At 73.5% G+C, this 26859-nt stretch carries 10 protein-coding genes; 5 read left to right on the forward strand and 5 right to left on the reverse strand.

The window, feature by feature from the left end; translation table 11 throughout:
• Positions 1–288: 288 nt before the first annotated feature.
• From VF092_19255 to VF092_19265, 3 genes are all read right to left on the reverse strand, one after another.
• Entirely contained in the window at positions 289–10176 is a 9888-nt protein-coding gene (locus VF092_19255; GenBank protein ID HEX6749442.1) for an amino acid adenylation domain-containing protein, read from the reverse strand.
• A gap of 299 nt (positions 10177–10475) precedes the next feature.
• The gene (locus VF092_19260; protein ID HEX6749443.1) at positions 10476–17147 is read right to left on the reverse strand and encodes an amino acid adenylation domain-containing protein; all 6672 of its coding nucleotides are present in this window, start codon (positions 17145–17147) and stop codon (positions 10476–10478) included.
• 13 nt (positions 17148–17160) lie between these two features.
• Positions 17161–19176 carry a non-ribosomal peptide synthetase gene (locus VF092_19265; protein HEX6749444.1) on the reverse strand — a complete coding sequence of 672 codons (2016 nt, stop codon included), beginning with the start codon at positions 19174–19176 and terminating at the stop codon, positions 17161–17163.
• Between the two features lie 619 nt (positions 19177–19795).
• On the opposite strand from VF092_19265, the gene VF092_19270 reads away from it, so the two are divergent.
• The 5 genes from VF092_19270 (at position 19796) to VF092_19290 (ending at position 24953) form a co-directional block, all read left to right on the forward strand.
• Positions 19796–21604, forward strand: a complete 1809-nt coding sequence (locus VF092_19270) for an ABC transporter ATP-binding protein (GenBank protein HEX6749445.1) — start codon at positions 19796–19798, stop codon at positions 21602–21604.
• Between the two features lie 947 nt (positions 21605–22551).
• Positions 22552–23256 (forward strand): hypothetical protein, encoded by a 705-nt coding sequence (locus tag VF092_19275; protein ID HEX6749446.1) that lies wholly within the window; start codon positions 22552–22554, stop codon positions 23254–23256.
• Entirely contained in the window at positions 23241–23753 is a 513-nt protein-coding gene (locus VF092_19280) for a hypothetical protein (protein ID HEX6749447.1), read from the forward strand. Before VF092_19275 ends, VF092_19280 begins: the two co-directional genes overlap by 16 nt.
• A gap of 163 nt (positions 23754–23916) precedes the next feature.
• Entirely contained in the window at positions 23917–24408 is a 492-nt protein-coding gene (locus VF092_19285; GenBank protein ID HEX6749448.1) for a hypothetical protein, read from the forward strand.
• Between the two features lie 47 nt (positions 24409–24455).
• Positions 24456–24953 carry a hypothetical protein gene (locus tag VF092_19290; GenBank protein HEX6749449.1) on the forward strand — a complete coding sequence of 166 codons (498 nt, stop codon included), beginning with the start codon at positions 24456–24458 and terminating at the stop codon, positions 24951–24953.
• A gap of 90 nt (positions 24954–25043) precedes the next feature.
• Here VF092_19290 and VF092_19295 read toward each other — a convergent pair whose 3' ends face one another.
• Positions 25044–25409, reverse strand: a complete 366-nt coding sequence (locus VF092_19295) for a hypothetical protein (protein ID HEX6749450.1) — start codon at positions 25407–25409, stop codon at positions 25044–25046.
• Between the two features lie 95 nt (positions 25410–25504).
• Positions 25505–26458, reverse strand: a complete 954-nt coding sequence (locus VF092_19300) for a cobalamin-dependent protein (GenBank protein HEX6749451.1) — start codon at positions 26456–26458, stop codon at positions 25505–25507.
• Positions 26459–26859: the final 401 nt, after the last annotated feature.

The raw sequence follows: 26859 nt of genomic DNA on the forward strand, positions 1-26859 counted from the left end.
GGCAGGTCCCGCTCTCCACGCCACCGCCACCGCCGCGCTGAGTTCTCCCCTCCCCTGCGCAGCGGGGGAGGGGCCGGGGGAGGGGGCCATCCCGCGGCCACACAAACCCACGCCACCAGCGCAGATGTCCTCCCCCCTACCTCTCCCGGGACGGGAGAGGTGGCGAGCCTAAGCGAGCCGGAGAGGGCGCGATGCCGCGCCCTGCTCCACACTCAGCACTGGGCACTGGGCACTGGGCACTGGGCACTCAGCACTGGGCACTCAGCACTGGGCACTGGGCCCTAGGCCCTATCTCCGCCTCAACCTTCCCATCATCTCCCGCCGTCCCGACCCACGCTCGGCGCTCTCACCCGCCTTCGCCTCGGCCTTCGCGTCCGGCTTCGTCTCGCCCGCGGCCGTGGTCGCGGCGGCGGACGCGAGGTGCGCGGCGAGCGAGCGCACGGTGGGGTAGAGGAACAGCTCCACCGGCGTCACCTCCACGCCCAGTGCCGCCCGCAGCCGCTCGATCATCCGCCCCACCACCAGCGAGTGGCCGCCGATCTCGAAGAAGTTGTCGTCCATCCCCACGCCCGAGATCTCCAGCACCTCCTCCCACACCCGCGCGATGGCGCGCTCGGACACGGTCGCGGGCTCGGCGCGCTCCTCGCGCGCGGCCTCGGCGGGCTCGTGCTCGGCCAGGCTCAAGCGGTCCACCTTTCCGTTGGGCGAGAGCGGGAGCCGCTCCAGCGCGGTGAAGGCGGCGGGCACCATGTAGTCCGGCAGCCGCTCCTTCAGGAACGCGCGCAGCTCGGCCGCCCCCGGCGCCACCTCCCCGGCCGCGCTGACCACGAACGCCGCCAGCCGCACGTCCGCGCCCTCGCCGCGCACGACGACGGCGGCTTCCTGCAGCGCGGGGTGCTCGGCCAGCACGGCCTCGATCTCCCCCGTCTCCACGCGGTGGCCGCGGATCTTCACCTGGTGGTCGAGGCGGCCGAGGTAGTCCAGGTTGCCGTCGGCGCGCCAGCGCACCCGGTCGCCCACGCGGTACATCCGCGATCCCGGCGGGCCGAAGGGGCAGGGGACGAAGCGCTCGGCCGTCAGCGCCGGACGCCGGTGGTAGCCGCGCGACAGCCCCTCGCCCGACAGGTACAGCTCGCCGGGGACGCCCACCGGCACCGTGCGCAGCGCCGCGTCCACCACCCACGCCCGCGTGTTGGCGACCGGCCGCCCGATCCACACCCGCTCGCCGTCGCGCTCGACGACGGAGTACGTCGAATACGTCGTGTCCTCCGTCGGTCCGTAGAGGTTGACCACGCGCTCGACCGTCCCCGTGTCGAGGAGCCCCTGCGCCAGCGCGTTGGGGAGCGCCTCGCCGCCCAGGTTGAGGACGCGCACGGAGGGGGGGATGGCGCCGGTGCGAAGCAGCTCGGCGGCGGCGCTGGGGGCCATGCTGGCCAGCACCGGCGCCTCGCCCGGCGGGATCCCGTCCACCGCCAGCGCGTTGCGGACGAGGATCAGGCGCCCGCCCCAGCACAGCGTGCCGAAGATCTCGGCGATGGAGACGTCGAAGGAGACGGAGGTGGAGCCCAGCACCGCGCGCCGCTCCTCGTCCGACACGTGCTCCTTCAGCCAGTGCAGCAGGGTGACGGTGCTGCGGTGCTCGATCTGCACCCCCTTCGGCCGCCCCGTCGATCCGGAGGTGTAGATGGTGTACGCCGTGTTCTCGGGATGGACGGCGACGCGCGGCCGGTCGCCCGGCTCCGCGGATTCGATCTCCGCCCAGTCCGCATCCACCCGGATCACTGTCCCGGAGATGGCGGGAAGGCGCTCCGCCAGGCGCGCGTGCGTGAGCAGCACGGGCGCCCCCGAGTCCTCCAGCATCCAGGCGATGCGCTCGGCCGGGTATGCGGGGTCGACGGGGACGTAGCCGCCGCCCGCCTTCAGCACGGCCAGCAGCGCGACGACCAGCTCCGGCGTGCGCTCCATGCAGACGGCGACGCGTGCTTCCGGCCCGATCCCCAGCCGCACCAGGCGGTGCGCCAGCCGGTTCGCGCGCTCGTCCAGCGCGCGGTAGGTGAGCGCCCCGTCCGCATGGGAGACGGCGATCGCATCCGGCGTCGCGTCTACGGCGCCTTCGAACAGGTGGGGGATGGTGATGCCGCGCGGGTAGTCGGCCTCCGTGCGGTTCCATGCGACGGTGACGAGCGCCTCTTCCTCCGGCGGCATCAGCGGCAGCTCGGAGATGCGCTGCTCGGGGTCGCCGGCGGCGGCGGCGAGCAGGATGCCGAAGTGCGCCGCCATCCGCTCGATCGAATCCGCGTCCCACAGGTCCGACGCGTACTGGAAGACGCCGTGCAGGCTCCCCTCGTGCTCGGCCACGGCGAGGACGAGATCGACCTTCGTCGTTCCCGTATCTCCCTCTCCCGCCTCCACCTGCAGCCCCGGCAGCACCGGTGCGCCGGACGACTGGGCGTGCATCGAGAAGATCACCTGGAAGAGCGGGTGCCGGGTGAGGCTGCGCTCGATCTTCAGCTCCTCCACCAGCCGCTCGAACGGCACCTCCTGGTGCGCGTAGGCGTCGAGCGTGGTCTCGCGCACGCGCCCCAGCATCTGCGCGAAGGTCGGGTCGCCGGACAGGTCGGCCCGCAGCGCCAGCGTGTTGAGGAAGACGCCGATCAGCGGTTCGGTCTGCTCGGGCGTGCGCCCGGCGACGGGCGAGCCGACGACGACGTCGTCCGTCCCCGACCAGCGGTGGAGGACGGCGTCGAAGGCCGCGAGCAGCACCATGAACGGCGTGGCGCCGCTCCGGCGCGCCAGCGCGGTGGCCGCCTCCCACGTCGCGCGCGGGAGGGAGAAGGCGTGCGTGGCGCCGCGGAAGCTCTGCACCGCCGGGTGCGGCCGGTCGGTCGGCAGCGCGAGCGTCGCCGCGCCGTCCAGCGCGCCGCGCCAGTACGCCATCTCCCGCTCCAGCGCCGGCCCGTCCAGCCGCTCGCGCTGCCAGACGGCGTAGTCGGCGTACTGCACGGGGAGCGGCGGTAGCCCCGCGTCGCGCCCCTCGATCTCCCCCGCGTAGAGCGCGGAGAGCTCGCGGTAGAGGACGCCGAGCGACCACGCATCGACCACGACGTGATGCAGGGTGAGCAGGAGCAGGTGCTCGTCGCCGGCCAGCCGCAGCAGCCGCGCGCGCAGGAGCGGCCCCGCCGCCAGGTCGAACGGCGCGCGCGACTCGTCGTCGGAGATGGCCTTCGCCCGCGCCTCGCGCTCCACCTCGTCGAACGAGGAGAGATCGACGACGGGGAGGGGGATGGAGAGCGCAGGGAGGATCTCCTGCACCGGCCCGCCGTCGCCCGTGGGGAAGACGGTGCGCAGCGCCTCGTGCCGCGCAACCACGCCGTCGAGCGCGCGGCGGAGCGCGTCCGCGTCCAGCTCGCCGCGCAGGCGCAGGACGACGGGGACGTTGTACGCGGCCGGCGCGGCGCCCAGCGTCTCCAGGAACCAGAAGCGCTGCTGCGCGAACGAGAGCGGGATGGTGCGCCCGCGGCCGGCGGGGACGAGCGGCGGCACGCGGTGCTCCTCGCCCGCGCGGGCGGCCACGGCGCGCTCCGCCAGCCCCGCGACGGTGGGCGCCTCGAACAGCGCGCGCAGCGGCAGGTCGATGCCGAACGCCTCGCGGATGCGGGCGATGACCTGCGTGGCGCGCAGCGAGTGCCCGCCCAGCGCGAAGAAATCGTCGTGCACCCCGGCGTAGACGCCGAGCACGCGCTCCCACACCGCGGCGATGACCTCCTCGGCCGGGGTGCGCGGCGGCACCTTGCCGGCGGCCAGCGCGGCCGGATCGGGCTCGGGGAGCGAGCGGCGGTCCACCTTGCCGCTGGGCGTGAGCGGCATCCGCTCCAGCACCACCCACGCGGCCGGCACCATGTACTCGGGGAGATGCGCCGCCACGTGCGTCCGCAGCTCCGCGTGCGTCGGCGCCGCGCCGTCGACGGGGACCACGTAGCCGACCAGCCGCCGCTCGGCACCCTCGCCGCGCGCGGCCACGGCGGCCTGCTTGACGGACGAATGCGTACCGAGCACGGCCTCCACCTCGCCCGGCTCCACGCGGAAGCCGCGGATCTTCACCTGGAAGTCGGTGCGGCCGACGTACTCGAGTGCGAAAGTGCGAGAGTGCGAAGGTGCGAAAGTGGTTTCGTCGCGCGATGAGTCGCTTTCGCACTCTCGCACTCTCGCACTTTCGCACATCCATCTCACCCGGTCGCCCGTGCGGTACAGTCGCGCGCCGGGGAGAGCGGAGAACGGGTCGGGGACGAACTTCTCCGCGGTGAGCGCGGGGCGGCCGAGGTAGCCGCGCGCCAGGCAGTCGCCGCCCGCGAACAGCTCGCCGGGGACGCCGAGCGGCACGGGCTCCATCCGCGCGTCCAGCACGTACAGCCGCGTATTGGCGATGGGCGCGCCGATCGGCGGCAGCGCGGGCCAATCTCCCGCATCCCCCGCCACCACGTGGGCGGAGACGACGTGCGTCTCCGACGGGCCGTACTGGTTCTCCAGCGCGGCCTGCGGGTTCGCGCGGAAGAAGGCGCGCAGCTGCGGCGTCGATCGCAGCGCCTCGCCCGCGGTGATCACCTCGCGCAGGTGGGGGAGATGTGCCGAATCTCCCGCCGTTTCCGCGAGATTCTGGAGCGCCGCGAAGGGGAGGAAGAGCCGCTCGATCCGCTCGTCGCGGAGATGGGCGATGAGGCGCTCGGCGTCGCGCCGGGTCTCGTCATCGATCAGCACGAGCGTGCCGCCCGCCGCCCAGGTGCTGAAGATCTCCTGGAACGAGACGTCGAAGGAGAGGGACGCGAATTGCAGCGTGCGCGCGGGCGCGTCATCCCCCCACCGGTCGATCTGCCAGCGCACCATGTTCGCCAGCGCGCGGTGCGGCAGCGCGGCACCCTTCGGCTTCCCCGTCGACCCCGAGGTGTAGAGCACGTAGCCCAGCTGCCCGGGGTCGATGGAGATGGAGGGAGATGCGGACGATTCGCGGGAGATGGCGTCCGCCTCCGCGTCCAGCCGCACGACGGTCGTCCCCGCCACCGACGGCAGCCGCGCGGCCACGTCCGAGGTGGTGATGACGACGGAGGCGCGGCTGTCTTCCAGCATGTACGCCACGCGGTCGGCGGGATAGTTGGGATCGACCGCGACGTACGCCCCGCCCGCCTTCAGCACCGCGAGGACGGCGATCGGCATCTCCAGCGACCGCTCCAGGCAGATCGCCACCCGCGCGTCCGCCCTCACGCCGAGGCCGATCAGCCGGTGCGCGAGGCGGTTCGCGCGCGACTCCGTCTCCGCGTACGTCAGCGTCTCTCCGCCGAACTCCAGCGCGGCGACGTCCGGCGCGCGCGCCGCCCGCGCCGCCACCATCTCCACCACGCTCGTGGAGATGAATTCCGGGCGGTCGGTGGCGTTGAAGGCGGAGACGACCTGCGCCCGCTCGTCCGCGGAGATGATCGGGAGCGCGGAGACGGGCGCGCCGGGAGACGTCGCCGCCGCGCGGAGGAGCGCGTCCAGGTGCCCGGCCAGCCGCGCGATCGTGTCTTCGTCCCACAGCGCCGTCGCGTACTCCGCCCATCCCCCGAAGCCGTCCTCCGTCTCCCACAGGCCGACGGTGAGGTCGAAGCGCGACGTCGCCAGGTCGGGCGCGGTCAGGCGCACCTCCGCGCCCGCCAGCTCGACGTCGCCCTCGGCGGCGTTCTGCAGCGTCAGCATCACCTGGAAGAGCGGCGAGTGGCTCAGCGAGCGCTCCACCCCCAGCGCGTCCACCAGCTTCTCGAACGGCACGTCCTGGTGGGCGAAGGCGTCCACCGTCGTCGCTCGCACCCGCGCCAGCAGCTCGCCGAACGGCGGGTCGCCCGCGAGGTCGGCGCGCAGGGGGAGCGTGTTGCCGAAGAAGCCGATCAGCTCCTCCAGCTCCGCGCGCCCGCGGCTGGCCACCGGCGTGCCCACCACCACGTCGTCCTGCCCCGACCAGCGGTGCAGCACGGCGGCGAAGGCGGCCAGCAGCACCATGAACGGCGTCGCCCCCTCGCCCGCCCGCGCGGCGAGCGTCCGCACCGCATCGCCCGCCTCGGCGGAGAGCTCGAAGCGGTACGCGGCGCCGGCCAGGTCCTGCACGGCCGGGCGCGGGCGGTCGGTCGGGAGATCGAGCGTGGCCGGCGCGCCGCGCAGCCGCTCGCGCCAGAAGGCCAGCTGCCGCTCCAGCTCGTCGCCCACCAGCCATCCGCGCTGCCACGCCGAAAAGTCCGCGTACTGCAGGGGCGGCTCGGGGAGCGGAGACTCGCGCCCGTCGCGGAAGGCGGCGTAGAGCGCCGACAGCTCGCGCAGGAACACGCCCGCCGACCACGCGTCGCTCGCCGCGTGATGGAAGACGGTCAGCAGCGTGTGCGTCTCAGCCCCCAGCCGCAGGAGCGTCGCCCGAATCAGCGGCCCCGCCGCGAGATCGAACGGCCGCCGCGCCTCCTCGCCCATCCACCGCTCCGCATCTCCGGTGGGATCGGGAGATGAGGAGAGTTCGACGAAGCTGGCGCGGAAGGCGTCCGGCGGGAGGATGCGCTGCACCGGCCCGTCCGCGCCGGGGACGAACGCCGTGCGCAGCGCCTCGTGCCGGCGGACGATCTCGCCCAGGGCGCGCTCCAGCGCCGCGGCGTCGACGGGGCCGGAGATCTCCAGCGCCATTGGCACGTTGTAGTGCGACGAGCCGGGCTCCAGCTGATCGAGGAACCAGAGCCGCTCCTGCGCGAACGAGAGCGGGAGCGGCGCCGAGCGGTCGGCGCGCGGGATCGGCGCGGCGGCGGGGGATGCGGCATCCTCGCCGCGCGCGGCGTCGATGCGCGCCGCCAGCGCGGACAGCGTCGGCGCTTCGAAGATCACCCGCAGCGGCAGCTCCACCCCCAGCACGTCGCGGATGCGCGACACCAGGCGCACGGCCAGCAGCGAGTGCCCGCCCTGCGCGAAGAAGTCGTCGCCCGCGCCGGCGCGCTCCACGCCCAGCAGCGGCGCCCACAGCTCGGCGAGCACGCGCTCCGTCTCCGTCCGCGGCGCCACGAACTCGTCGCCGCGCTCCGCCGCGGGGTCGGGCAGGGCGCTTCGATCCACCTTGCCGTTCGCGGTCAGCGGCACCGCGTCGATGGCGACGAAGGCGGCGGGGACGAGGTAGTGCGGCAGCACGCGCCGCAGTCCGTCGCGCAGCTCCTCGTCGTCCAGCGCGCCGTCGGCGGAGACGACCCACGCCACCAGCCGGTCCGCGCCGCCGGGGCCCGGCCGCGGTGCCACCACCGCGTCGGCCACGAAATCCAGCGCGCGCAGCGCCGCCTCCACCTCGCCGGGCTCGATGCGGAAGCCGCGCACCTTCACCTGCTGGTCGGCGCGGCCCAGGAAGTCCAGAACCAGAGTGCGGGAGTGCGGAAGTGCGGGAGTGCGTTGGCTCTCGCTCGAATCCAGCGCACTTCCGCACTCACGCACTGCCGCACTTTCCGTCCAGCGCACACGGTCGCCCGTGCGGTACAGGCGCGCGCCGGGCTCGGGGGAGAACGGGTCGGGGACGAAGGCCGCCGCCGTCGCGCCGGGCCGCCCCGGGTAGCCGCGCGCCAGCACGCCGCCCACGCACAGCTCGCCGGGAATGCCGACGCCGCAGGGATTCAGCGCGGCGTCGAGGACGTACGCGCGGCGGCCGGGGATGGGCGTCCCCAGCGGCACGCGCGGCTCGTTCCCCGCCGCGAAGCCGGGGCCGACCTCGAACGCGGTGCAGCTGACCACCGCCTCGGTGGGGCCGTACATGTTCAGCAGCCGCGCGCCGCCGGGCGCGGCCGCCCAGGCGCGGGCCGCGTCGGCGCGCATGGCCTCGCCGCCGGCCATCACCAGCCGCGCGGCGGCCTTCACCGCGTCGCGCGCGGGGGCGTCGTCGGCCAGCTGGTGCCAGTACGACGTGGGGGGATTGACCACGGTGACGCCGCGCTCGCGCACCAGCGCCGCCAGCTCCGCGGTGGACGGCAGCTCGCCGCGCTGCACGATGCAGGCGCCGGCCGCCAGCGGCGCCAGCATCTGCTCGATCGACACGTCGAAGCCCGGCGCCATGAACTGCAGCAGCCGGTCGTCCGCGCTCAGCCCGAAGGCGAGCGCGGCGCCGCGGCAGTGCCGCGCCAGCTCGCCGTGCTGCACGGCGACGCCCTTCGGCCGCCCGGTGGAGCCGGAGGTGTAGATGACGTACGCCGCCGCCTCCGCCGGCACGTCGGGCAGGGAGAGGGAAGATTCGTCCGCATCCTCATCCCCATCGACGTCGATCGTGGGGATGCCGAGGGCCGCGAGCTCCGAGGCGAGCGCGCCGCCGGCGACCAGCGCGACGATCCCCGCATCCCCTGCCATCCACGCCAGCCGCTCGCCGGGGAGACCGGGATCGAGGGGGACGTAGACGCCGCCCGCCTTCAGCACGCCCAGCAGCGCCGCCACCAGCCCGGGCGAGCGCTCCATCGCCACACCCACCCGCGTCTCCATCCCCACCCCCAGCGCCCGCAGCCGCCGCGCGATGGCGGTGGCGCGCGCGTCCAGCTCCGCGTACGACACCGTCCCGCCGTCGTCGACCAGGGCCGGGGCGTCGGGAGTCGCCGCGACGTGCGCCTCGAACAGCCGGTGCGCCGCGGCTTCGGCCGGGGGGAGATCGGCGCCGCGCGTCCACGGGCCCAGCACCAGCGCGCGCTCCTCCGCGTCCATGACGTCGAGCTGCGGCAGGCGGCGGCCGGGGTCCTCGGCGCCGTGCTCCAGCAGCCGCAGGAAGTGCGCGGCGATGCGCTCGGCGGACGGGCGGTCGAGCAGGGCGGCGTCCCACTCCAGCTGCACCCACAGCTCGTCGCCGTCCTGGACGACGGCCGCGGCCAGGTCGAAGCGGGCGGGGTGGAAGTCGACCGCCTCCCAGCGGCCGCGCGCCTCGCCCAGGCGCAGCGCCTCGGTGCCGCCGCCCTGGAAGTCGGCCATCCCCTGGTAGGTGATCATGGCCTGGAACACCGGGTTGCGCCCCGGGTCCGGCGAGAGCTTCAGCTCCTCCACCACCCGCTCGAAGGGGAGCGCCTGGTGCTCGAAGGCGTCGAGCAGGGTGTCGCGCTCGCGGCGGACGAGGGCGCGGAACTCGGGGTCGCCGCCCAGGTCCGTGCGCAGCGCCAGCGTGTTCGCGACGAAGCCGACCACGCCCGCCAGCTCGCGGCGCTCGCGCCCGGCGGCGGCGGTGCCCAGCACCACGTCGCCGTGCCCGGCGTGGCGCGCCAGCGCGAGCCGGAACGCCGCGATGAGGACGGCGAACGGCGTCGCGTCCTCGGCGGCGGCCACGGCGCGCACCCGTTCCGCCAGCGCGGGGGCGATGCGCCGCTCCAGCATCTCGCCGCGGCGGGCGTGGCCGGACGGGGCGGGATGGTATTCGGGGAGCTCGAGGACGGGCGGAGCGCCCTCCAGCACGCGCCGCCAGAACGCCAGGTGGCGCTGGACGGTGGCGGCGTCGAGGTGCTCGTGCTGCCACGCCGCGAAGTCGGCGAACTGCAGGGCGGGGGGATCGAGGGGATCGGGCCGCCCCTGCGCGAACGCGTCGTACAGCCGCTCCATCTCGCGCGTCAGCACGCCCAGGCTCCACGCGTCGCCGATGGCGTGATGGAGGGTGAGGAGGAGGAGATGCTCCTCATCCCCCAGCCGCACCACCCGCGCGCGGAAGAGCGGCCCGCGCGCCAGGTTGAAGCCCGCGTGCGCGTCGTCGCTGGCGATCCGCCGCGCCTCGGCCTCGCGCGCGTCCGCCGGCAGCTGCGACAGGTCGTCGACGGCGAGCGCGGCGGGGGCGAAGGGGTGGATCACCTGCACCGGCTCGCCGTCGCGCTCGGCGAAGGTGGTGCGCAGCGCCTCGTGCCGCGCGCGCAGCGCGTTCAGCGCGCGCTCGAGCGCGCGGACGTCCAGCGGCCCGCGCAGGCGGATGGGCGCGGGGAGGTTGTAGTCCGCCGTGCCGGGGTTCAGGCGCTCGAGGAACCAGAGCCGCCGCTGCGAGAAGGAGAGGGGGATGGGCTGGCCGGTGCGCGCGCGCGGGCCGAGCGCCCGCGCCTTGCGCGCCTGCGCCTCCTTCAACCGCAATTCCAGCAGCCTCCGCTGTTCCGGCGGAAGCTCGGCCAGCCTCGTCATCACGTCCGACATGTGGATGTTCCCCGGCGTCGGTGAGAACGCTTGGGACCTTGTTGGTGAGTGCTGGTGCTCAGTGCCGGGTGCGACCGGCTCCGCGTCGCGCGCACTGGCGTGTCGTCCTGCACCTGCGTGCCGGGCTTTCAGTCCCGGTTCCTGAATGGGCTGCCCGAGCCCTGGCGTTCGGGTCCAGCGGGATCTCTCACGCTCTTCGTGCAGAGATCCGGTGCATCACGGCCACAAACCGGCGGCTGACGCCGCAGCAACAACCACGGGAAGCCCCGCAAACCGCGCGAGGCTGTTCGGCTCGGTCGTCAATCACCGCTCGCGCAGGCGGACGTCCATTCATCCTCCGTGGACGCATGATGCCCAGCGTGCTCGGCACTCGGCACTTCCGCGTCCGACAGCCGCCCGTTCAGCGCCGCCCTCGCCTCCTCCTCCGACATCCCCAATCCCTCCAGCAGCGCGTCGAGCGAGCGGGCGCGGAGGCGATCCACGCGGGCGGCCAGGTCGGCCAGCCGCGGGAAGTCGAAGACGTCGCGCAGGGGGAGCGTCACGTCGAGCCGGTCTTGCATCGCCGCAACCAACCGCATCCCGGCGAGGGAGTGGCCGCCCAGCGCGAAGAACGAGTCGCCGGGGGACACGTGCGGCACGTCCAGCAGCTCGCGCCACACCGCCGCCAGCGCCCGCTCGGTGTCCGTCCACGGGCGCGCGGCGCCGGCGGCCGCGGCGGGGGCGGGAAGCGCGCGGCGGTCCACCTTGCCGCTGCCGGTGAGCGGGAAGGCGTCCAGCGCCACGAACGCGCCGGGCACCATGTAGTCCGGCAGCCGCTCGCGCAGGTGCGCGCGCAGCTCCGCCGGCTCCGGCGCCGCGCCGCCCGCCGCGGCGACGACGTAGGCCACCAGCCGCGCGTCGCCGCCGTCGTGGCGCACGATGGCAACGGCCTCGGCCACGCCGGGATGCGCCAGCAGCGCGCTCTCCACCTCGCCCGGCTCGATGCGGAAGCCGCGCAGCTTCACCTGCTGGTCGAGGCGGCCGAGGTACTCGAGAACCCCGGTGCGCGAGTGCGTGAGTGCACGAGTGCGCTGGTCCCGCGCGGATGCGGATGCCGCGCCGGCATCACGCACTTCCGCACTCCTGCACTCACGCACTTCGGTTTCCCTCCACCGCGCACGATCACCGGTGCGGTACATCCGCGCGCCCGGCTCCACCGAGAACGGGTCGGGTGCGAAGCGCTCGGCCGTCAGCGCCGGACGGTTCGCGTATCCCCGCGCCACGCCCGCGCCGCCCAGGTACAGCTCGCCGGGAAGGCCCGCCGGCACCGGGCGCATCCACTCGTCCAGCACGTAGGCGCGCGTGTCGGCCACCGGCCGCCCGATCGCCGGACGCGCATCTCCCTGCTCCACCTCGGCCCAGGCGGCGTAGACGGTGACCTCGGTGGGGCCGTACAGGTTGCGGACGGTGCGCACCGTTTCCGTCGCCAGCAGCTGGTCCACCAGCGCGCCGGGGAGCGCCTCGCCGCCCAGGTTCAGCGTCGTCAGCCCGGCGGGGAGCGCGCCCAGGCGCAGCAGCTCGGCCGCGGCGGTGGGCACCATGTACGCCGACCGCACCTCGTCTCCCGCCACGTCCAGCGCGTTCTCCACCAGCACCAGCGTGCCGCCGCGGCAGAGGGTGCCGAACACCTCGGCCACGGAGACGTCGAAGGAGAACGAGGTGGAGGCCAGCACCGCCGCCCGCTCCTCGCCCGCCAGCGTCGCGTGCGTCCACTCCAGCAGGTGGGCCACGGCGCCGTGCTCCACCATCACCCCCTTCGGCGTGCCCGTGGAGCCGGAGGTGAAGAGGACGTAGGCCAGGGACGAGGGGTCGATGGAGACGTTGGGATCTTCCGCCGTCCCGGCATCCGTCTCCTCATCCAGCACCAGCGCGGGGAGATGGTCGGGAAGGCGCCCCGCGATCTCGCCGGTGGTGATGACCGCCACCGCGTCCGCATCGGCGAGCACGGTCGCGAGCCGCGCGGACGGGTACGCCGGGTCGAGGGGGATGTACGCCGCGCCCCCCTTCATCACCCCCAGCATCGCGGCGATCGCGTCCGGCGTGCGGGGGAGGCAGACGCCCACCCGCGCGTCGGGGCCCGCGCCCAGCGCCCGCAGCCTCCGCGCGATGCCGTTCGCCCGCGCGTCCAACGCGCCGTAGGTGATGGTCTCGCCACGGAAGCGGATGGCCGGCGCGTCCGGCTGCGCCGCCGCGCGCGCCGCGAAGGCGCGGGGGAGGGGGACGAAGCCGCCGGCGTGCGCCGGGCCGCGGCTCCACGCCTCCAGCCGCTCGCGGTCCGCGTCGGTCAGCAGGTCCACGCGCAGCGGGTGCGCATCCGGGTCCGCGCAGACCACGTCGAGCAGGTGGCGGAAGTGCGCGGCCAGCCGCTCCACCGTGGCCGCGTCGAAGAGGTCCGCGTCGTACTCGATCGCCCCGGCGACCCGGCCGTCCGCCTCGCGCAGCTCGAAGGAGAGGTCGAACTTGGCGGCGCGTGGGCTCACCTCCATCTCCTCCGCGCGCACCCCGTCGAGCCGCAGCGCCGCGGGCGGCAGGTTCTGCAGCCCGAACAGCACCTGGAACACCGGGCCGTGGCTCAGGCTGCGCTCCACCCGCAGCTCCTCCACCATCCGCTCGAACGGCAGGTCCTGGTGCGCGTACGCGTCCAGCGTCGCGCCTCGCACCCGCGCCAGCAGCGCGCGGAACGAAGGATCGTCCTCCAGCCGCGCGCGCAGCGGGAGCGTGTTGACGAAGAAGCCGGCGATCTCCTCCGCCTCGCCGTGGTGGCGCCCGGCGATGGGCGAGCCGACCACCACGTCGCGCTGCCCCGACCACCGCGCCAGCACCGCCTGGAAGGCCGCCAGCAGCGTCATGAACAGGGTGGCGCCCTCGTGCGCGGCCAGCGCGTGCACCCGGCGCGTGAGCCCCGGCGTCAGCGAGAAGGGGAGGAGCGCGCCGCGGTTGGCGGGGAGCGCGGGGCGCGGCCGGTCCGTCGGCAGCTCCAGCAGCGCGGGGGCGCCCTCCAGCGCGGCGCGCCAGTACGCCAGCTGCGACTCGAGCCGGTCCCCCGCCAGCCATCCCCGCTGCCACGCCGCGAAGTCCGCGTACTGCAGCTCCAGCGGCGGGAGATGGGGATCGTCCCCGCGCAGGGCGGCCGCGTAGGCGTCGGACAGGTCGCGCAGGAGCAGCCCCCAGCTCCACCCGTCGCCCACGCTGTGGTGGACGTTCAGCGCGAGCACGTGCTCGCGCTCGCCGCGGCGCAGGAGGGCGGCGCGCAGCAGCGGCCCGCGCTCCAGGTCGAACGGGCGGAACGCCTCCGCCGCCAGCCACGCCTCCTCGTCGTCGTCACCGGCGACGGGGACCACGGGGAGATCGATCTCCCACGGCGCGGCGATCTCCTGCACCGGCGCGCCGTCCGCCTCGCGGTAGCGCGCCCGCAGCGCCTCGTGCCGCGCGACCACGGCGGTGAGCGCGCGGCGGAGCGCATCGGCGTCGACCGTCCCCTCCAGACGATGGCGCACGGGCATGTTGTACAGGCCGCGGCCGGGGAGGAGGCGCTCCAGGAACCAGAGCCGCTCCTGCGCGAAGGAGAGCGGCAGCGCCCCGCCGCGCGCGATCGGCTCCATCGGCGGCAGCGGCTCGGGCGCGCCGGCGGCGGCCGCCTCGACGTGGGCGGCAAGGGCGCGCGGGGTGCCCGCCTCGAACACCGCCCACAGCGGCAGGTCCACGCCGAACGCCCGGCGGATGCGCGACGCCATCTGCGTGGCCAGCAGCGAGTGCCCGCCCAGGCGGAAGAAATCGTCCTCGGCGCCCACCCGCTCCACGCCCAGCAGCGCGGCGAAGATCCCCGCCAGCATCTCCTCCGCCGGGGTGCGCGGGGGAACGTAGGCGTCGGCCTCGGCCTCGGGCGCGGGAAGCGCGCGGCGGTCGGGCTTGCCGTTGGGCGTCAGGGGGATCGCGTCCAGCACCACGTACGCCGAGGGGACGAGGTGCGCGGGAAGCCGCGCCGCCAGCAGCGTCCGCAGCTCGGCCGCGCCCGGCGCCGAGCCGTTGCGGGGGACGACGTAGGCCACCAGCCGCTTGTCCGCGCCGCCGTCCGCGCGCGCGATCACCAGCGCGTCGCCCACGGCGGGGTGCTGCTTCAGCGCGGCCTCGATCTCCCCCGGCTCCACCCGGAAGCCGCGCACCTTCACCTGCTGGTCGATGCGCCCCAGGAACTCCAGCGTCCCGTCCTCGCGCCGCCGCACCCGGTCGCCCGTGCGGTACAGGCGCGCGCCGGGGCGGTCGGAGAAGGGATCGGGGACGAAGCGCTCCGCCGTCAGCCCCGGCCGCCCCAGGTAGCCGCGCGCCACCCCGTCGCCGCCTGCGTACAGCTCGCCGGGGACGCCGAGCGGGCAAGGACGGCCGTGGCGATCCAGCACGTAGGCGGTGGAGTTGGCGATCGGACGGCCGATGGGGATGGAGACACGCGACCGCGCCACCGGCCGCCCCGTGTCGACCGACGGTCCCGCGGTGTCGTCGGGGACGACGGTGTGGCAGCAGGAGTAGGTGGTGTTCTCCGTGGGCCCGTAGCCGTTGATCACCCGCAGCCGGGGGTGTGCCTCCAGCACCCGCTCCACGTGCGCCACGGAGAGCACGTCGCCGCCGGCCAGGAGCTGGCGGAGATGCCCGAGCGACTCGATCTCCTCGTCGACCATGCGGTGGAAGAGGCCGGAGGTCAGCCAGAGCGTGGTGACGCCCTTCTCCTCGATCAGCGCGCCGATCTCCCGCAAGCTGGGCTGCCGCGGCGGGGCGACGACGAGCCGCCCGCCGTTCACCAGCGGCGCCCAGATCTCCATCAGCGACGGGTCGAACGCCAGCGCGGCCAGCAGCAGGAAGGTCTCGCCCGCGCCCAACTCGGCGTAGTCCGTCCCCCGCACCAGGCGCACGACCCCGCGGTGCGGCACCATCACCGCCTTGGGCGTTCCCGTCGATCCCGAGGTGTAGGTGACGTAGGCCAGGTCCTCGGGCCCGACGTCGAAGGTGGGGACGGCGACCGTATCTCCATCCCCATCCTGAAGATCGGGAGATTCGACGCCCGCGCCGGCGCGGACCACGGCGCCGGAGTATCCCGCCAGCGCCGACGGCACCTCGTCCCCCACCACCAGCACGGAGATGCCGGAATCGGCCACCATGAAGGCCAGCCGCTCGGGCGGGTACTCCACGTCGAGCGGCACGTACGCCGCGCCCGCCTTGAACACGGCCAGCAGCGCCACGACCAACTCCGCCGAGCGCTCCATCGCCACCCCGACCCGCGCCTCCGGCCCCGCGCCCGCGGCGGCGAGGCGGCGGGCCAGGCGTCCGGCGCGCGCGTCCAGCTCCGCGAAGGTCAGGCGCACGTCGCCCGACTCGACCGCGATCGCATCCGGCGTGCGCGCCGCCTGGCGTGCGACCAGGGCGTGGACGGTGGTGTCGCGCTCGTAGTCCGTGCGCGTGCGGTTGCACGCCTCGACGACGAACGCCCGCTCCACCGCGTCCGCCATCTCCAGCCGCGAGCGCGGCGTGTCTGGCGCCGCGGCGGCGTTCTCCAGCAGCCCCAGGTAGTGGCGGACGATGCGGCGGACGGTGGTCGCGTCGAAGAGGTCGGTGGCCCAGCTCACCTCCAGCCGCAGCCCGCCGTCCGCCTCCTCGTAGGTGTCGAAGGTCAGGTCGAACTGCGCCGTCTCGATCCGCGCGTCCAGCGCCTCCACCGCGCACCCGGGGAAGTCCGGAAGCTCCATCCGCGCGTTCTGCAGCGTCATCACCGCCTGGAACACGGGGTTGCGCCCGGGGTCGCGCGGCAGCCGCAGCTCCTCCACCAGCCGGTCGAACGGCAGCTCCTGGTGGCCGAACGCCGCCAGCGCCGCGTCGCGCTCCGCCGCCACCAGCGCGCGGAACGCCGGGTCTCCGGGGACGGCGGTCAGCAGGGGGAGGAGGTTGACGAAGAAGCCGACCAGCGGCTCCACCTCGGTGCGCCCGCGGTTGGCGAACGGGGTGCCGATCACCACCTCGTCCTGCCCCGCGTGGCGGGACAGCACCAGCCGCAGCGCCGCCAGCAGCACGTGGAAGAGCGTGCCGCCCTCCGCCCGCCCCACCTCGCGCAGCTGCTCCGCCAGCGCGGCGGGGACGGCCCAGCGCGCCCGCTCGCCGCGGTGGCTTTCCACGGCGGGGCGGGGGCGGTCGGTGGGGAGCTCCAGCGCGGGCGGCGCGCCCTCCAGCGCGCGGCGCCAGAAGGCCAGGTGCCGCTCCAGCCGCTCGCCGCGCAGCCACTCGTCCTGCCAGAGCGCGTAGTCCGCGTACTGCAGGGCGAGGGGGACCAGGGGATCGGGCCGCCCCTCCGCGAACGCGGCGTACAGCTCGCCCAGCTCGCGCTGCATCACCCCCGTGCTCCACCCGTCGGTGGCCACGTGGTGCATGGCGAGGAGGAGCACGTGCTCGTCCTCCGCCAGCCGCAGCAGCCGCGCGCGGAAGACAGGCCCGCTCTCCAGGTCGAACCCCGTGTTCGCGTCCGCGTCCACCCGGCGCCGCGCCTCGGCCTCGCGCGCGTCTTCGCCGAGGGCGGAGAGGTCTTCGACGGGAAGGGGGATGGAGATGGGGGGATGGACGACCTGTACCGGCCCACCCTCGCGCTCGGCGAAGGTGGTGCGCAGCGTCTCGTGCCGCGCCCGCAGCGCGCCGAGCGCCCGCTCCAGCGCGGCCACGTCCAGCGGCCCGCGGATGCGCAGCGCCCGCGCGACGGCGTAGGCCGCGCCGCCGGGGTGCATCCGCTCGATCACCCACAGCTGGCGCTGCGCGTGCGAGAGCGGCGCGGCGGCGCCGGGGCGGGGCCGCGCGCGCAGGGCGGGGACGTCGGCACGGGGCGCGGCGCCGCGCAGCCGCTCCAGCAGCTTGCGCCGCTCGGGCGAGAGCCCTTCGAGCCGCGTCTGCAGCTCCGTCATTCGCGCGACCTCGTCACGGCTCCGGGAACCCCGCCGCCGGCTCGGACAGCAGCGCCGCCACCTCCTCGTCGGAGAGCCCGTCCACGTGCTCCAGCAGGCGCAGGAGCTCGGCGTCGTGCTCCGCCTGCAGCGCCGCGTCGACGGCGGCGGCCAGGGAGGCCAGCGTGGGCGCGTCGAACACCTGCCGCAGCGACAGCTCCACGCCCAGCCGGTCGCGCACCCGCGCCGCCACCTGCGCGGCCAGCAGCGAGTGCCCGCCCAGGTCGTAGAAGTCGTCGTCGGCGTACACGTGCTCCACCCGCAGCACCTCGGCCCAGACGGCGGCCAGCTCCACCTCCGTCTCCGTCCGCGGCGCCGTCCCTCCCGCGCGCCCGGCGGCGGGCGGGGGAAGCGCGGCACGGTCCACCTTGCCATTCGGTGTCAGGGGGAAGACGGGGAGCGTCACCACGGCCGAGGGCACCAGGTACTCCGGCAGCCGCTCGCCCACCCACTCCCGCAGCGCCGCGCCCGCCCCCGCGCCGAACGACGCGCCGGGGAAGGGAACGGCGTACCCCACCAGCCGGCGGTGCCCCGGCTCGTCCTCGCGCACCAGCACCACCGCGTCGGCCACGTCGGGGTGGCCGCGCAGCGCCGTCTCGATCTCGCCCGGCTCCACCCGCCAGCCGCGCAGCTTGATCTGCCCGTCCAGCCGGCCGACGAACTCCAGGACCGAAGTGCGTGAGTGCGCGAGTGCGCGAGTGCGTTCGGGCTCGCGAGTCTCCGGCGCACTTCCGCACTCGCGCCCGTCCGCACCGTCCGTCCACCGCACCCGGTCGCCCGTGCGGTAGAGGCGCGCGCCGGGCTCGGCGGAGAAGGGGTCGGGGATGAAGCGCTCGGCGGTGAGCGCGGGGCGGCCCACGTAGCCGTGCGCCAGGCCGTCGCCGCCCACGTACAGCTCGCCGTCGCCGGCGGGATCCATCGCCGCGTCCAGCACGTGGGCGCTGGTCTGCGCCACCGCGCGGCCGATCGGCACCGTGTCGGCGCCGGCGGGCACCTCGCGCACCCGGTGCCAGGTGGCGAAGGTGGTGCACTCGGCGGGGCCGTACATGTGCAGCAGGCGCCGGGGCGCGCCCGCGGCCAGCACCCGCCGCACCGCCTCGGGGTCCGCCGCCTCGCCGCCGAACAACAGGTTCGTCACCGGCGCGAAGGCCGCGGGCTCCGCGCGCGCCACCGCGTTGAACAGCGCGGTGGTCAGGAACACCGTGGTCAGCCCCCGCTCGCGCACCGCCGCGGCCAGCGCCGCGGGGTGCAGCGCCACCTCGCGCGGCAGCCAGACCAGGGTGGCGCCGCTCAGCAGCGTGCTCCAGATCTCGAAGGTGGCCGCGTCGAAGGAGGTGTTGGAGAGCTGCGACACGCGGTCGCCCGGGCCCAGGCGCAGGTAGTCGGCCCCGCGCGCCAGCCGCGCCACCCCGCGGTGGGTGATCGCGATCCCCTTGGGCGTGCCGGTGGAGCCCGAGGTGTACACCACGTACGCCTCGCTCTCGCCGAACGCCGCCGCGCCGGCCTCGCCGCGATCGCGCGTGGCGGCGTCGCCCTCGTCCAGCGCCACGATGGCCACCCGCTCGCCCGGCTCCAGCCCCGCGTCGGCCGCGCGCTCGACGACGAGCGCCGCCAGCCGCGAATCGCGCCGCATGAAGGCGCGCCGCTCGGCGGGATAGGCCAGGTCGAGGGGAACGTACGACGCGCCGGCCTTGAGCACCGCCAGCATCGCAGTCACCAGCGCGGGCGAGCGCTCCAGCGACACCCCCACCCGGCCGCCGGGGCGCACCCCCACGGCCTGGAGCCGGCGCGCGAGCCGGTTGGCGCGCGCGTCGAGCTCGCCGTACGACACCGTGTCGTCTCCCCACTCCAGCGCCGGCAGGTGGGGATGCGCGCCCGCCACCTCGCCGAAGAGGGCGGGGAGCGACGCTTCGCGCGCGTACGGGGCCGCGTGGGGCAGGATGTCCTCGCGGTGGCGCTGTAGGAGCGGTACGGCGGACGCAGTGTGCATCAGCGGGTCGTCTCGCGGGAACAGAGGAGCGCGCTATACCGGCCACGCCGTCCCAGTGCATGCCTGTGCTCGGGGTGGCGGTTCGGTGCGGTGCGGGAATGTGGGATCACCACGTGCGCCGGGTTGCTGGGAACACGCCGGGCCACGGCCCGGAGGATGGCGGAGGGGTGCAAAAGCACACGCGGAGCACGATTTCCGGGGAAAACACGTCCGGGACGGGAGCCCCTTTGGTCCGGGCTCCCGCCTCCATGCCGGTATTTCGCGGTCGTATCCGCCGGGGGCGAATCTAACAGGTTATCGGCATGTTTTGTAGTAGTTCTTTGTGTACAACCGACTCTGCTCCATCCCCCGCACCCCCCGGAGGGTGCGCCCAAAGCCATGTGCCGTTATCTTTTCCCCCGCCGCAAGCTGGCCGAAAACGGAACGTGTTTCCGATGCTCGAATCGGACTCGCGGGCAGCCGCGGCGAGCCCGGGGGGACTGCGTTCCCCCTCCGGGCCTCGTTCGCCGGTCGGCCGGCGCCCCCCCCGCCCGCGGAGACCGCGCGTGGGGCGGCGGCCGTCGTTCCCGAACCGAACTCTCGCAGGGGCCCTCGCGCGGGCCCTCACGTCCACGAATCGATGCCGCCCAAGCCCCCCACAGAGACGCCGGCGCTCCGCGACGCCTTCCGGCAGTTCGGGCGGCTGCTGCGGCTCACCCGCCGCTACTGGGGCGCGCTGGGGAAGGGGCTGGCGCTGTCGATGGTGCTGAGCGCGCTGGGGCTGGCCGTGCCCTACCTCGGCAAGCTGCTGATCGACGAGGTGTATCCCAGCGGCAACCTGTCGCTGATGCGGCTGCTGGTGCTGGGGATCCTGGGGGTGAGCGCGGGGTCGGCGGTGCTGGCCGCCATCCGCTTCTACTTCACCACCTACGTCACCGCGCACCTGGCCAACGCCACCTCGCTCCTCTTCTTCAACCACCTGCAGCACCTGCGCGTGCGCTTCTTCGACGAGCACCGCGTGGGCGAGATCGCCAGCCGCTTCGGCGACGTGCGCGGGCTGCTGAACATGGTGGCCAGGTCGTTCGAGACGGTGTTCGTGAACGGCGCCTACCTGCTGCTGGTGCCCCCGTTCATGTTCCTGCTGCAGTGGAAGCTGGCGGTGGTCAGCCTGATCAGCATCCCGGTGACCGTGGCCGTCACCGCGGCCAGCGGGCGGCTGCTGCGCAAGTACTGGAAGAAGAGCGCGGAGGCGTACGCCGACCTCTCGGCGCTGCAGGTGGAGGCGCTCAGCCACATCCGCACGATCAAGACGCTGGCGGCCGAGCACCACGTCTACACCCGGGCCAGCGGCGCCATCCAGGGCGCCCTGCAGGTGCAGCTCCGGGCCGCGGGCTACTCGCAGCTCTTCGGCTCGCTGAACGCCGTGGTGGCCGCGCTGGGCACGGCGGTGTTCACGGGGTTCGCGTGGATGCTCATCCTGCGGCAGGAGATGACGCTGGGCGACTACGTGGCCTTCGCGGCCTACGTGGGGTACCTGACCACGCCCCTCACCCAGATCACCAGCCTGTTCAGCGACTTCCAGCAGAGCGCGGTGAGCCTGGGGCGCATGTTCGAGTACCTGGACATGGCGCCCGAGCAGGACCCCGCGCAGGCGTACGCGCCTCCGCCGCCGGTGCGGACGGCGGTCGCCGGCGACATCCGCATGCGCGGCGTGTCCTTCGGCTACGCGCCGGGGAAGGAGGTGCTGCACGGGGTGGACGTGCGCTTCCCACGCGGGATGGTCACCTCCATCGTGGGCCCCAGCGGCGCGGGAAAGAGCTCGCTGCTGCGGCTGATCATGCGGCTGGAGGAGCCCGACGCGGGCGAGGTGGAGATGGACGGCGCGCCGATCTCCGCCCTGACCCTGGCCGACCTGCGCCGCCAGGTGGCGGCGGTGTGGCAGGAGGTCACGCTGCTGCAGGGCACGCTCTGGGACAACCTGACGCTGGGCGTGGGCGATCCCTCGCGCACGCGGGTGGACGAGGCCGTGCGGCTGTGCCGGCTGGACGCGCTGGTGCGCGACCTTCCCCGCGGCTACGACACGAACGTGGCCGAGTGGGGCGCCACCCTGTCGGGCGGACAGCGGCAGCGGGTGGCGCTGGCGCGCGCGATCGTCCGCGACACCCCGGTGCTGCTGCTCGACGAGGCCACCTCGAACGTCGACATGCAGACCGAGACCGAGATCCTGCGCGACCTGTTCGCGCGGATGGAGGGGAAGACGGTGGTGTTCGTGACCCACCGCGTGTCGACGGCCGCGCTGGCCGACCAGATCGTGGTGGTGGAGGCGGGGCGCGTGGCGGCGGTGGGCCCGCACACGGAGCTGATCGACGCGAGCGAGACGTACCGCCGGCTGCACGGCGCCGGGGGAGAGGACGTGCGCCGCCTGCGCGCCGTCCCGCAACCGACGTGATGGTGCAGGACGAGTCAGCCGCCGCTTGCGGAACGCGTCGATATGTACACGACGGTGCGAGACGAGATGCGGGAAGCTATGGAAGAAGCAACATCTCATGAGGCCGTTCGTCGGTTGCACCGGTTCTGTTTCTCTCCCTGTTCACCTACTCGGTGGATCGCATCGCTGAACAGAGCGCCATTGCTTTCGCGAGGAAGATCCGTGTCTCGCGGTTCAGCTTCGGGAAATCGTCCATGGCCGTGCTGATCCATTCCGAGGGCCACGTGTCCAGTGGAAAGCGATGTTTCATGTCGTGGCACGACGTGCAGCAGGGCACGGTTTCCGTCCCTCCGTGCCGGCGCGGAACCGGGAAGTGTTCTCCGGCTCCCCTCCCGCTCACCAGTGCACCGCAGTAAAAACATGGATCCGGCTCTCGTTGCCTGCGGGCCATCGGACCTCCTGGCACAGGCCAAATGCCGAGCATGTCCGATCTGGATCCAGCTTCGTAGTTTCCATCCATTCTCGGCCATAGCAAACCTGTGACCTGGAGTCAGGTCCACCATCCACGACGGCCGCAGCACGGATTTCGTGCTGCGGCCGTTCTGTTTGCCTTGGACTTTCCCAGGTCCTTCCTATCGCTCCTTACGTGACCCCGTAGAAGCGTGTTGACATGATCTGAAGTTACGTCTACTTTAGCCACTCACCGCGCACATGAAGACGGTTAGTGGCGCGCTGCTCATGACTCTGTATCACCGGAATCCCCTTCTGATGCCGCTGTTTCCCCGCGGTAAAGTGAGGGTGAACAGCCAACGACGTAACAGACAGCATCTCGCCGGGTGCGGACCTTCTTTCTGCACCTATGGATCTTTCTGCCCCTACCAGGATACATTATGAGCCATCTAAAGCTCAGGCGTTGCGCGAGCGGCGTTTCGGTTGCGGTCCAGGCGGTATCGATCTTCGGTTTCGCGGTGCTGTCCGCCTGCTCGGACGGCGGCGCGGGAGGCGGGGGGCTGCTCCCGACGGGCCCGGACTACCTGGATTCGTTCCAGCTGGAGACGCTGGAGGTGACGAGCTGCCAGTACGGGGGCACGTATCCGAACTGCCAGTCCGCGCCTTCGTCGGGGGGCACCACCACGGCGCAGCCCAACGGCGGCGCGCCGGGCGGCGGCAGCGGCGGAACCACCGGCAGCACCACGGGCTCGGAGCCCACGCCGACCTGCGACCCCAGCACCGATCCCAAGTGCGAGCTGCCGCTGACGAAGACGGATTCGGCGACGATCCAGAAGTCGCTGCACGATTACCTGCGGCCCGAGAGCGAGATCGCGGACACGACCGCGCGGCGGCGCTGCGGCGAGATGCGCAGGCAGTTCGAGACGTCGTTCGCCAACGGCACGGTGTTCCGCGGCGCGAGCGATTCGCAGGACTCGACCGCGCACTACGGGATGACCTACGTCAGCCGGATCCACATGGATCCGTGGCTGCTGAACGGCGCGGCGAGCGGCAACACCGCGTTCCTGCGCGACGTGGCCAACACCGCGCTGCACGAGGCGGCGCACGTGCTCGGATTCAGCCATCCCAACGGGTTCACGCTCGACAGCGCGGGCCACGACCTCTACACCGATCCCTACTTCAACCTGCTCAGTCCGGGGCCGAATTCATGTATCAAGTACTGACGCGCGCACTGCTCGCCGCCGCAGCCGCGACCGTTCTCGCGGCGTCCACCCTTCCGGCGCAGGCTGCGTCCGCGACGCCGCAGGTGGCGGCGCTCAACACGGTGATGGACTTCCGGCTGAACTGGGTGGGTGATTCGACGAAGTTCGACGCGTGCAGCGTCTATCGGAGCGTGCGCAGGCCCGCGAGCTTTCCCGAGGGGCTCCTTCCCGCGTTCCGCGTGGCCCTGGACCGTACCGGGCAGCCCTGCGTCGAGAACGCGTCGGCGGCGGATCCCCGCAACACGGTGCGGGTCCGCGTGGATTCGGTTTCCGTGGGCGAAACCGCCGCGACGGTCAACCTGACCGTCCGCAAGGGCGAGCTGACGTACGTGGAAGAGTACCACCTGGTGAGCACGACCGGCGGAACGAGCTGGGGATTGAACGACGTGAAGGTTCACCGCGCCACCCGTACGTACTTCGTGCGCCCGGGGATGGGACCCGGCAGGCCGCGGCCGTAAGCCGATTCCTACATCTCCAATGACAACGCCCGCCGGCGGAGTGACCCCGGCGGGCGTTCGTCTGGTGTATCGCTCTCCCGATGTCCCGCGTTCTCACGGTTGATTTGGCGAAGTCGGGGACCAGAAGGTCCCGCCGCTCACTCTTCAGATCCCGAGGCAATTCATGCCTGAACTGGAAATGAGGCGAACCGTCGCGCTGTGCTTTCTCGGGATTGCCCTGGCGGGCGCGGGCGTGAGCGTCGCGGCGCAGCGGCGCGCCCCCGTTCCCGCGCGCGCGGTCGACGCGGTGATCCGCTACCGGAGGGCGTGGATGGCGGACACCACCCGCTTCGATGCCTGCAGCGTGGCCGAGTGGACGAGCATCGCGCAGGGGGTGCAGAACCCCGATCGGGTGCTGCTCGGAGCCGCCGGTGAGGGATGCGTGAGAGGCCGTCTCTCGCCCGTGGCCCAGAGTGCGCGGCACCTCGTGGTCGTGGACTCGGCCGTGGCGTCGGACTCGGCGGCGCAGGTGGTGGTGGTGGTTCGCCGCGGCGAGTACACGCATCGCGAAACGTTCAACCTGGTGTATCACCGGGTGCCGGGCACCTGGGCGATTCGCGAAGTCCGGCTCTGGGGTTCGATGCAGTCCTCACCCGCCGCTAGGGATCCGCGATGACTGTATCCCGCCCAGCAGCGGGAACCGTCCGACTCACCTGTCGACAATTGACTTACACGGTCGCGGGCGTCGTCCTCGCGATGCTCGCGGCCGCGCCGCTGAAGGCGCAGCGAGCGCCCGCCACGCCCGAGATGGGAGCGGTCAACACCGTCATCGACTTCCGCCTGAACTGGGTGAGTGATTCCACGAAGTTCGACGCGTGCAGCGTGTATCGCAGTATTGGCAGGCCCGCAAACTTTCCGTCCGGGCTCAGGGATGCTTTCCACGTGGCGCTGAACCGGACGACCGATCCCTGCGCGGCTGCCGCATCGGCGGTCGATCGCAACCGCGAGGTCCGGGTGCTTGTGGATTCGGTCACCGTCGGTGATTCGGCCGCAATGGTATACCTGACCGTGCGTAAAGACGAGGAGACGTACAGGGAGGACTACCATCTGGTGAACCCTTCGCCGGGTGGGAATTGGGGATTCGACCGTGTGGTGGTGCACGGCGCGACCCGCACGTATTGGGTTCGACCGGGGATGGGACCCGGCAGGCCGCGGCCGTAAGCCGATCGGATGATCTACACGCGACAGGCGCCCGCCGGTGATGCAATCACCGGCGGGTGTTCGTGTTTGGCTTCAACCGCTTCTCCGGATTCAACTCGACGGGACCAGACGGGCGACAAGGTTGACCGTCTGCACGCCACAGGTCCCATCCTTTGCCTGCACGCCGGCCTTCACCCAGTTCCGGTAGCCGGACTTGCGGACGGTGACCTCATAGGTGCCCACACGGCCGCTGCCGAGGCCGATCGTCTCGACCGGCGGCGGCACCGTGAGCGAATCGGCGTAGGCGCCGTCGCGGATGACGACGGTGGCGCCCGGGGTGATGACGGCGCCGGAGAGCGAGTCCTGCACCGTCACCTGCACGGCTGGCGGAATCCAGTCCGGGCAGACGGTGTCGAGGAGCGGCGAGGTGCAGGCGGCGAGCGGGAGCAGCGCGGCGGCGAGCAGGAGGCGTTTCATCGTGGCGGCATCGTGCGGGGAGGGTGGGCCAGATTCCGCACGGAGAACGCGTCATTCCGCCGCGCCGTGACGCAAAAGATCCTCGCTCGCAGCGCCTACGAGCCGTCTCGCTCCATCGCCGCGAGCACACGGCGAAACTGCGCGAAGTCGGGGAGAAAGCGGATCTCGTCGCCGAAGATGTCCGCGATCTCCCGCGTCCCCTCGCCGCCGGCGACGATCGCTACGTGCGGCGGCAGCGTGCGGCGGAGGCGGCGCAGCTCCGCGGCGTCGGCGCGCGGGTCGGCGGGGGAGACGAGGCTGAGCGCCACCACCCGCGCGCCGGTGTCGCGTGCCGCGCGGGCGACGTCGTCCGTGGGGAGGTCGGCGCCGAGATAGACCACGCGCCATCCCGCCGACATCGCCGATGCTGCGGCCAGCATCGCCCCCAGCTCGTGCACCTGGCCGGCGGGCGTGGCCACGACCACCGTGTGCTCTGCGCCCGCGGCCGGCCCCGCATCGGCCACGATCCCCAGCACGCGCCGCAGCACCGCCGACGCCAGGTGCTCGTGCGCCACGCTCAGCGTTCCCGCCGCCCACCCGTCGCCCACCGCGCGCAGGAAGGGCGACGCCACGTCGTCGACGAACGCGTCGGCGCCCAGCATCACCACCGCCCGGCGCAGCGCGGCCTCGAGCGCCGGCGCATCGAGCGCGTCGGTGGCCGCAAGTGCGTGGCGCACGTGCGCGGACGCGGCGTTCCCATCGCGCCGCGGCACGGACGCGGCGGTGCGCTGCGCCTCGTCCTCACGCACCAGCCGCTCCAGCTCCGCGTCGGCGAGCGCCGCCACCTGGCCGATGCTTCGCCCAGCCGCGGTGGCGCGCCGAAGGAGCCGAAGGCGCGCGACGTCGGCGTCGGAGTACAGCCGCTGCCCGCCGCCCCCCTCGCGCCGAGGCGGAGCCACCGCGCCGTAGCGCTTTTCCCACGCGCGCAGCACGTCGGGGCTCAGGCCGGTGCGCTCGCTCACCACACGGATGGGGTGCCGCGGCTCGCGGCTGGTCTCCTCGCTCGGCATGCGGCGAAAGATCCCTGCGTGTACAATCTTTGTCAATGCTTCTGCCGGACCGCGGATGGACAGGCCCGCAACCTGCGGGGGGCGATGCGTCACCGGAGACGGGCACTGGAACCGGAGGTTGGCAGATGCACTGCGCCAAGGGTGGGATGATCCTGGTGTCGGGCGGCTGACGGACGGACCGGCAGGCATGCGAAGGGCGGGGGAGGCGTCATGCCGCTCCCGCCCTTCGCGCGCCCGGGATCGTCTCGGGCCAGCGTGCGAACGGATCGTGACGGCGCGCGAGAGCCCGTTGCGAGCACCGTCCTCTCGTTCGCACCGATGCCGGCAGTCCACGCAGGTGGACTTCGTGTCGTTGTTGCCGCGGCTTCACCCGCCTCTCGGCGCCGATGCGCCACGGTGGG

The organism is Longimicrobium sp. (assembly GCA_036377595.1).
In the GTDB taxonomy this organism is placed as follows: domain Bacteria; phylum Gemmatimonadota; class Gemmatimonadetes; order Longimicrobiales; family Longimicrobiaceae; genus Longimicrobium.

Excerpts from the sequence above, each read along its gene's own strand:
- VF092_19270 (HEX6749445.1), top strand. The coding sequence starts at position 19,796 with ATGCCGCCCAAGCCCCCCACAGAGACGCCGGCGCTCCGCGACGCCTTC.
- VF092_19285 (HEX6749448.1), top strand. The coding sequence starts at position 23,917 with ATGCCTGAACTGGAAATGAGGCGAACCGTCGCGCTGTGCTTTCTCGGG.
- VF092_19300 (HEX6749451.1), bottom strand. The coding sequence starts at position 26,458 with ATGCCGAGCGAGGAGACCAGCCGCGAGCCGCGGCACCCCATCCGTGTG.
- VF092_19280 (HEX6749447.1), top strand. The coding sequence starts at position 23,241 with ATGTATCAAGTACTGACGCGCGCACTGCTCGCCGCCGCAGCCGCGACC.
- VF092_19255 (HEX6749442.1), bottom strand. The coding sequence starts at position 10,176 with ATGTCGGACGTGATGACGAGGCTGGCCGAGCTTCCGCCGGAACAGCGG.
- VF092_19295 (HEX6749450.1), bottom strand. The coding sequence starts at position 25,409 with ATGAAACGCCTCCTGCTCGCCGCCGCGCTGCTCCCGCTCGCCGCCTGC.
- VF092_19260 (HEX6749443.1), bottom strand. The coding sequence starts at position 17,147 with ATGACGGAGCTGCAGACGCGGCTCGAAGGGCTCTCGCCCGAGCGGCGC.
- VF092_19265 (HEX6749444.1), bottom strand. The coding sequence starts at position 19,176 with ATGCACACTGCGTCCGCCGTACCGCTCCTACAGCGCCACCGCGAGGAC.